The organism is Bacteroidota bacterium (assembly GCA_018698135.1).
Taxonomy (GTDB): domain Bacteria; phylum Bacteroidota; class Bacteroidia; order CAILMK01; family JAAYUY01; genus JABINZ01.
In genome coordinates, this window is sequence record JABINZ010000272.1 from 1 (window position 1) to 2,504 (window position 2,504).

Below are 2,504 nucleotides of genomic sequence, written 5' to 3' on the forward strand. Positions count from 1 at the left end.
AATTCCAGTTCTTTATTCAGTTTTTTCATGCTCACAGTTATTTCACCTTTGCGTTCATCAGGAAAAGCATACTTCAATGAATTCGATATTAGTTCGTTAATGACCAGACCAATTGGATTGGCTTGATCAATGCTGATTGGTATTTCTTCAACACTGATATTCAATTTTACTTTGTCTGGATTTATTGAATATGTTTGAAAAATGGAGGTTGTTACTTTGGACAGATAGGTCTTAAGATCAATTTGGGATAGGTTATCTGATCCATGTAATGTCTCATGGACTGCAGACATCGCATATACTCTATTTTGACTCTCCTTTAGAACTTCTTTGATTTGGGGATCTTCAATACTATTAGATTGCATTTTAAGTAAACTGGCAATGATGGCTATATTATTCTTGACCCGGTGATGGATTTCATCAATGAGGGTTTCTTTTTCTTTGAGGGAAGCTTTAATTTGTTCTTCCGATTGTTTTTGTTCTGTAATATCGTTGTGTTGAATCAGTACCTTTTGAAGGTTGCCTTCCTGATCTAAAATTGGATAACTCAAATTCTCAAGGTAAACTCTTTCTGGTTTCGTTGTTTTTACACCTGAACTTTCTGATGCAAGAGAAATGTCAAATGAATTACGCCATCTGCGTGAATTTTTATTGTTAAAAACGTCTAGCAAAGGTTCATAGGCATCTGATTCTTTAATTGCTTCATCTTCAAAAATTTTGTAACCAACCATATTTTGAGATTCCACCCCGAACAATCCACAAAATTTTGGATTTACTCTAACACAGGTTCCGTCTGGATCAAGCAATTGAGTGCTAACAATAGATTGTTCAAGCATTTGACTGAAAAATTCTTCACTTTCTTTTAATTTGTTTTCGTTTTGTTTTCGTTTGCTTATGTCATGAATGATAGAATAAAGTAAGGTTTTTCCCTGATCGACAATAGGCCCAGAATAAACTTCAACATCTCGTACCTGCCCTGATGCAAGTCTATGTTGAAAATTGAAAGCTTTTCGTTTTTCCAATTTTGCGTTCTGCATCTCAACCGCTACTTTTTCTGGGGAAAGGGTATTAATGTCCGTAATTTTCATATGGCTTAATTCTTCCCCCTCATAGCCATAAAATTGCAGGGCTGCCTTATTTGCATTTACGATTAACCCACTTTCAGGATCGATTAACAGTTTTATTGCTGTATTATCCTCAAACATTTGGCGGTATTTATTTTCACTTTCCTTAACAATTTCCTGCCCACGCTTTCGTTCAGCAATTTCCAAATTTAGTTCGAGGTTTGTTTTCTGCAACTCTTCTTCATGCTGTTTTAAATTTCTGAATAATAGATCGTACGGTTTTTTCAGACCCGTTTTAATAACTGCCTTATAAATCAGGTAAAATGAGATAATCTTGAATAAATGTCCAATCAAATTGGATAAACCAAACACACTCACATAAAAAGTAAATACTAACTCAGCGAATATGGTTAAAATAACTGATGCTACCAACAATCTGAATATGATTGAATCAAACTCGTCACGATGTTTATATAAGAGGGCAATAACTGAAAGAAGAATCAGTGAAATAATATATTCACTGGCTATTTTAAACGGTGTTAATCCTGATCCTACAATAAAACAGTCCGGGAAGATTTCCCAATAGAATATTGAGCTAAGGATAAGCGAGGTTATCAAAAGAAGACCGGCAAAAAGTAAGTGGGGATTCAGCTTTCTCCTGAAGAACAGAAATGCCAGTAGCAATGATATACTTTCCAGATATCGGGCAGCAATCCATAGTTGAGTTGGATGGTTCGCATCAATCCCAGTAAATACTCCCATGCCTTTATAAGCGAATGTATGAACCATGTCGATGGAGCCGACAAACAAATAAGCAATCCCAATGAATAAAAAGTAGTTATTTTTCAGGAATTCTCTTGAATTCCAAGCGAAAAAGAAAACACCTACGGCGATGAGAACGCTAATTGTTTCGGCTATTGCATGGAAGAGCAGAAAATTATAGAATGAGGATAGATAAATCGCCAATAGTACAACTAGCAGAGCTATAATAGTCCAAGTATTTTTACTTTCCATGATTAGGTTTCGATATTGAATTTTATTGTGAATTTCATTCCGTTGTTATTTTCCATTTCTATTGATCCATCAAGCTGGTTTTCAACCAACAATTTTACCAATTTAAGGCCAAGGCTATCAGCAGTTTTCAGATCAAAACCTTCAGGTATTCCAATCCCATTATCGGAAACAGACAGTTCAACCCCGTTTTCTTTATTTGATTTAAGTTCCAAGAGAATTTCACCTTCTTGGTCGCCTGGAAAAGCGTATTTTAAACAGTTTGTAATCAACTCATTGACAATCAATCCGACCGGAGATGCCTGTTTAGCACCAATCATGATATTTTCTGCTTCGACTTTAAATTGTACTTTCTTACTGATGGAATAATTCTGAAAAATAGTCCCACCGAGTTCTAATAGATATGTTTTTAAGTCAATATCCGACAAGCTA

2 protein-coding genes are annotated in these 2,504 nt (G+C 35.2%); both read right to left on the bottom strand.

Annotated elements, in window-relative coordinates; genetic code table 11:
- Positions 1-2,075 (bottom strand): PAS domain S-box protein (locus tag HOG71_16755; GenBank protein MBT5992499.1); only part of this gene is annotated, 2,075 nt, incomplete at its 3' end.
- 2 nt (positions 2,076-2,077) lie between these two features.
- On the bottom strand, positions 2,078-2,504 hold a 427-nt coding region (locus HOG71_16760), incomplete at its 5' end, for a sensor histidine kinase (protein ID MBT5992500.1).